This is a genomic window from Saccharomonospora saliphila YIM 90502 (assembly GCF_000383795.1).
GTDB classification, from domain to species: domain Bacteria; phylum Actinomycetota; class Actinomycetes; order Mycobacteriales; family Pseudonocardiaceae; genus Saccharomonospora; species Saccharomonospora saliphila.
Genome location: NZ_KB912696.1, coordinates 80,959 through 86,355 on the forward strand (window position 1 = coordinate 80,959; position 5,397 = coordinate 86,355).

Sequence of the window (5,397 nt, forward strand, 5' to 3'; positions counted from 1 at the left end):
CCGACGGCGCGGGCAGGGCAGGATGGTCCCATGCGTTCCCTCGTCTCCACCGCCGAACTCGACGCACTGCTGCACGCCGAGCCCGGCACGCGCGCACGGCCCACCGTGCTCGACGTGCGGTGGCGGCTCACCGGCCCGCCGGGAGTCGACTCCTACCGCGCCGGTCACCTGCCCGGCGCGGTGTTCCTCGACGTGGACACCGACCTGGCGGCCGCCCGGGGCGGTGGAGCCAGCCGTGCCCGAAGGCGACCGCGGGGAGGTCGAGACCGGCGCGCGGCGTGTACACCACCCCGGGGAGGCCGACGAGTGCGAGGTCGCCGCGCAGGACCTCGTGCGGCCCCGGGTGTGTGAGCTGCTCGAGTAGCCGCTTCGCCGTGCTCGCCATGGCTGGAGACTAGCCGACGGCGTGATCTTCGGCAGGTGGGCGCCCGCCCGTGACCACGTTTCGCCCGCGAAACGCGCCCGCCGGGGACCGCGCCACGCGCCCGGCGAAGAGACCGCGAGGCGCGTTTCGCGGGCTAACCGTGCCCGGCCGGGGCCAGGATGCGGGGTCTGTCGGTGTCGTTACGCTGAAGGGCGTGTGTGGAATCGTGGGATACGTCGGGCATCGGCAGGCGCTCGACGTCGTGCTCGGTGGCCTTCACCGGATGGAGTATCGGGGCTACGACTCGGCGGGTGTGGCCGTACTCACCGGTGACGCCCTCACCGTCGAGCGCAGGGCAGGCCGCCTGGCCAACCTGGAGGCCGCGGTCGACACCGCCGGACGGGAGGCGTTCGCCGGAACGGCCGGGATGGGACACACCCGCTGGGCCACGCACGGCCCGCCCGTCGACCGCAACTCCCACCCGCACCGCGACGGCACCGGCCGGGTGGCCGTCGTGCACAACGGCATCATCGAGAACTTCGCGGCGCTCCGCGCCGAGCTGGAGGCCTCGGGCGTCGAACTGAGCAGCGACACCGACACCGAGACGACAGCCCACCTCATCGCCCGTGCTTACGCCGAGGGAGACACGGCGGGTGACCTTCCCGCCAGCGTCCGCGCGGTGTGCCGCCGTCTCGAGGGCGCGTTCACGCTCGTGGTCACCCACGCCGATCAGCCCGACCACGTGGTCGCGGCGCGCCGTTCGTCGCCGCTGGTGGTCGGCGTGGGCGAGGGGGAGACGTTCGTCGCCTCCGACGTCGCCGCGTTCATCGAGCACACGCGGCAGGCCGTGGAACTCGGTCAGGACCAGCTCGTCGTGATCACCCGGGACGGCTACGAGGTCACGGATTTCGCCGGGGAACCGGCCGACGCCAAGCCGTTCAGTGTCGACTGGGACCTCTCGGCCGCCGAGAAGGGCGGCCACGAGTACTTCATGCTCAAGGAGATCGAGGAACAGCCCGACGCCCTGGCGAACACGCTGCGCGGGCACTTCTCCTCCGGCCGCGTGGTGCTCGACGAGCAACGCATGTCCGACCAGGACCTTCGCGACGTCGACAAGGTGTTCGTCGTCGCGTGCGGGTCGGCTTACCACTCCGGGCTCGTCGCCAAGTACGCCATCGAGCACTGGTGCCGCCTGCCGGTCGAGGTGGAACTGGCCAGTGAGTTCCGCTACCGCGATCCGGTGCTGGACCGGGACACCCTCGTGGTCGCGGTCTCCCAATCGGGTGAGACGGCCGACACGCTGGAGGCGGTGCGGCACGCCCGTGAGCAGAAGGCCCGCGTCCTCGCGGTCTGCAACACCAACGGTGCCCAGATCCCCCGTGAGTCGGACGCGGTGCTCTACACCCACGCGGGGCCGGAGATCGGGGTGGCCTCGACCAAGGCGTTCCTCGCCCAGGTGGCGGCGAACTACCTGGTGGGGCTGGCGCTGGCCCAGGCGCGCGGCACCAAGTACCCCGACGAGGTCGCCCGCGAGTTCGGTGAGCTGGAGGCGATGTCCTCGGCCGTGGCCAAGACGCTGGGCACGTTGGAACAGGTGCGCGCACTGGGCAAGCGGATGGCCGACTCGAAGGCCGTGCTCTTCCTCGGCAGGCATGTCGGCTTCCCGGTGGCGCTGGAGGGCGCGCTCAAGCTCAAGGAGCTCGCTTACATGCACGCCGAGGGGTTCGCGGCGGGTGAACTCAAGCACGGGCCGATCGCGCTGATCGAGGACGATCTGCCCGTGGTGGTAGTGATGCCGTCGCCGAAGGGCCGCGCGGTGTTGCACTCGAAGCTGGTGTCCAACATCAGCGAGATCCAGGCGCGGGGTGCGCGCACGATCGTGATCGCCGAGGAGGGCGACGACCGGGTGCGCCCGTTCGCGGACGAACTCGTCGAGGTTCCCGCCGTGCCGACGTTGCTCCAGCCGTTGGTGTCGACCGTGCCGCTGCAGGTGCTGGCGGCCGAGATCGCCCGCAGCCGGGGGTACGACGTCGACAAGCCGCGCAACCTCGCCAAGTCCGTGACCGTGGAGTAGGGCGACGATCGTGCGCGGCGTCTGGACCACCGCCCACGTGCGGGCCGCGGAGGAACGGCTTCTGCGGGTGACTCCCGAGAGGGCGCTCATGCGCCGGGCCGCGTACGGAGTGTCCGTGCACGCTGCTGACCTGTTGTCCGAGCACGCGGGGCGTGTGTCCGGTACGCGGGTGGTTCTGGTCGTCGGTGCGGGCAACAACGGCGGGGACGCGCTGTGGGCGGGATTCTTCCTGCGCCGGCGTGGCGTGGCGGTGGCCGCCGTGCTGCTCAACCCGGACAAGGCGCACGCCGAAGGGCTGGCCGCGTTCCGGCGTGCGGGTGGCCGCGTGCTGGACGCGGCGGACACCGACGCGGTGTCGGCCTTCCTCGACGGCGCGGACGTGGTCGTCGACGGGGTCGTCGGGATTTCGGCCCGGGGGTCCCTGCGGCCGGACGCGGCGGCGGTCTTCGAGCAGGTCAGTGCCCCGGTGCTCGCGGTGGATCTGCCCAGCGGAGTCGATCCGGACACCGGAGCGGTCGACGGTCCCGCCGTGCGGGCCACCCGGACGGTGACGTTCGGGGCGCACAAGCCCGTGCACGTGCTCGCGCCGCAGTGGTGCGGCGACGTGCTGCTGGTCGACATCGGGCTGGATGGTGAACTGGGTGAGCCCGACCTGTGTGTGCTCGACGTGGCCGATGTGGCCACCGCGTGGCCACTGCCGGGCCCGGCCGACAACAAGTACTCCCAGGGTGTGACCGGCGTCGCGGCCGGGTCCTCGACCTACCCCGGGGCGGCGGTGCTCGCCACGGCCGCGGCGGTACGGGCGACCGCCGGCATGGTGCGCTACGCGGGTCCGGCCGCCGACGTGGTGCGGTCGCACTGGCCCGAGGTGGTCGCCACGGGGTCGATTTTCGACGCGGGGCGGGTGCAGGCCTGGGTCGTCGGGCCGGGAATCGGCACGGGCGCGGAGGGGCGCGACGTGCTGACGCACGCGCTTGGGCAGGGCGTGCCCGTGTGCGCCGACGCGGACGCGTTGACGATCATCGCGGCGCGGCCGGAGGTGCTCGACGCCCGGGACCCGGCCACGCCCCTGGTTTTGACCCCGCACGACGGGGAGTTCGAACGGCTGACCGGGGCCGCGCCCGGTGCCGACCGGGTCGGCGCGGTGCGCGAGGCGGCCCGCCGGTTCCACGCCGTGGTGTTGCTCAAGGGGCACTGCACGGTCGTCGCCGACCCCGGGGGGCGCGTGCTCGTCAACCGGTCGCGGGGGGCGTGGCTGGCCACGGCCGGTTCGGGGGACGTGCTCTCGGGCCTGCTCGGCGCCTTGTTGTCGTCCGGGGTGGAGCCGTGGCGGGCGGCCGGTCTCGCCGCGGACGTACACGCCCGCGCGGGTGAGCTGGCCGCCGGTGGAGTGCCGACGTCGGCCTCGGGTGTGCTGGCCGCCGTGCCGGACGCGCTGCGCGGCGCCCTGCGGCTGAGCCCGTGACCGCACCTTCCGCTCCGCTCCCCGGCTGACCTTTCGCGCCCAGGTGGGCGCGCCTGCCGCGCTGACCGCGTTCTGCCCGCGAACCGTGGGTGGGGTGTGCCCGCCCGGCCACGGTTCGCCCGCGAAACGCGTTCCGGGGTGGGGTGACGCCCCGCCGGGCCGCGCGACCGAAAGTCGTTTCGCCCGCGAAATGTCGTTCGGTGCGTGGACGTGGGCGGCCGTCAGCGGGGAAGCTCTGCGTCATGAACAACAACGAGGTTTTGGTGGCGGGGGTCGACTCGTCCACGCAGTCGACCAAGGTGCTGGTCTGCGAGGCCGGGACCGGGCGGATCGTGCGGACCGGGCGGGCCGACCACCCGGACACCACCGAGGTGGACCCGGCCCGTTGGTGGGAGGCGTGGCGGTCCGCCAGCGACGGCCTGCTCGACGGCGTGTCGGCGATCGGGGTCGCCGGACAGCAGCACGGCATGGTCACCCTCGACGACGGCGGGGAGGTCGTGCGCCCCGCACTGCTGTGGAACGACACGCGCTCGGCGCGCGCCGCCGCCGACCTGACCGGCGAGCTCGGCGGCCCGGAGGTCTGGGCCGAGGCGGTCGGCAGCGTGCCCGTCGCGAGCTTCACCGTCACCAAACTGCGTTGGCTGGCTGACAACGAGCCGGAGAATGCCGACCGCGTCGCCCGCGTCCTCCTGCCACACGACTGGCTGACCTGGCGCCTCACCGGCACGGAGCCGGTCACCGATCGTGGTGACGCGTCGGGGACGGGGTACTTTTCGCCCGCGAAAAGCGCCTACCGCCGCGACATCCTCACCCGAGCGTTCCGGGGCCGTGACCCTGAGTTGCCGCGGGTGCTCGGCCCCGCCGAACCCGCTGGGCACACTCCGGACGGCACCCTCGTCTCCGCGGGCACCGGCGACAACATGGCCGCCGCGCTGGCTCTGGAACTCGGCGAGGGGGACGTGGTCGTCTCGCTCGGCACGAGCGGCACGGTGTTCGGCGTGAGCGAGACCCCGCCGGTGGACCCGGGCGGCACCGTGGCCGGGTTCGCCGACGCCAGCGGCCGCTTCCTGCCGCTGGTGTGCACGCTCAACGCGGCCAGGGTGCTCACCTCGACCGCCCAGCTCCTCGGTGTCGACCTCGCCGGGCTCGACCGGCTCGCGCTCGCGGCCGACCCGGGGGCCGGCGGCTTGACACTGCTGCCGTACCTCGACGGCGAGCGCACCCCCAACCTGCCGGACGCGGCGGGCTCGGTACACGGCCTGCGCCGCACGAACATGACCCCGGAGAACCTGGCCCGCGCTTCCGTCGAGGGCATGCTGTGCGGGCTGGCGGTCGGCCTGGACGCCGTCCGCGCCCACGGCGTCGCGGTACGCCGGGTGCTGCTCATCGGAGGGGCCGCACAGTCGGAAAGCGTGCGGGCGCTCGCGCCCACCGTGTTCGGGGTGCCCGTCGTGCTGCCCGAGACCGCCGAGCACGTCGCCGTCGGCGCGGCGC

General features: G+C 73.4%; 3 protein-coding genes and 1 pseudogene. 3 read left to right on the forward strand and 1 reads right to left on the reverse strand.

The window, feature by feature from the left end; genetic code table 11:
• Positions 1 to 211: 211 nt before the first annotated feature.
• Positions 212 to 385: pseudogene (locus tag SACSA_RS26885) on the reverse strand (alpha/beta hydrolase); the annotation flags it as partial.
• A gap of 193 nt (positions 386 to 578) precedes the next feature.
• Here SACSA_RS26885 and glmS point away from each other — a divergent pair.
• The 3 genes from glmS to xylB all read left to right on the forward strand — a co-directional run.
• The gene (gene glmS / locus SACSA_RS0115495) at positions 579 to 2,438 is read left to right on the forward strand and encodes a glutamine--fructose-6-phosphate transaminase (isomerizing) (protein ID WP_019818532.1); all 1,860 of its coding nucleotides are present in this window, start codon (positions 579 to 581) and stop codon (positions 2,436 to 2,438) included.
• Positions 2,439 to 2,448: 10 nt separating this feature from the next.
• The gene (locus SACSA_RS0115500; RefSeq protein WP_019818534.1) at positions 2,449 to 3,903 is read left to right on the forward strand and encodes an NAD(P)H-hydrate dehydratase; all 1,455 of its coding nucleotides are present in this window, start codon (positions 2,449 to 2,451) and stop codon (positions 3,901 to 3,903) included.
• A 242-nt stretch (positions 3,904 to 4,145) separates the two neighbouring features.
• Positions 4,146 to 5,397 (forward strand): xylulokinase (gene xylB / locus SACSA_RS23220; protein WP_019818535.1); only part of this gene is annotated, 1,252 nt, incomplete at its 3' end.